General features: G+C 43.9%; 1 protein-coding gene. It reads right to left on the bottom strand.

The genetic code is table 11. The annotated features are described in order from the left end of the window. The coding region (locus ACLWS4_RS38415; protein WP_416876630.1) for a transposase at positions 1-303 on the bottom strand (303 nt) is incomplete at both ends.

Below are 303 nucleotides of genomic sequence, written 5' to 3'. Positions count from 1 at the left end.
GGGCATATGTCTCACAAATGGTCAATGAGCCCCTCCGGCTGTGAGACGTCAGCACGCCGGCCGAATAAATAAACTCTCTCCGAAACCGCCTGATGGTATAGGACTTGAACGCAGCCGGGCAATGGTCCTTTTTAAAGATCTCGAATAAATTGTACGCCAGTAATTTAATCAGAAGAGCCATATGATTTGCCCCGAAAGAATCTGTTGGAATCTTGTCCATTGAAAAACCATATTTAGACTCTTTGATATAGTTTTCCAGGCAGGCTCTCTGATTGTAAAATCTCCAAATATCCATAGGTTCCC

The sequence above is a fragment of the Kitasatospora sp. SC0581 genome, from assembly GCF_048159585.1.
GTDB lineage: Bacteria > Actinomycetota > Actinomycetes > Streptomycetales > Streptomycetaceae > Kitasatospora.
Note: the sequence above shows the minus strand (reverse complement) of the source record. Positions and strands in the feature narration are given on the sequence as shown.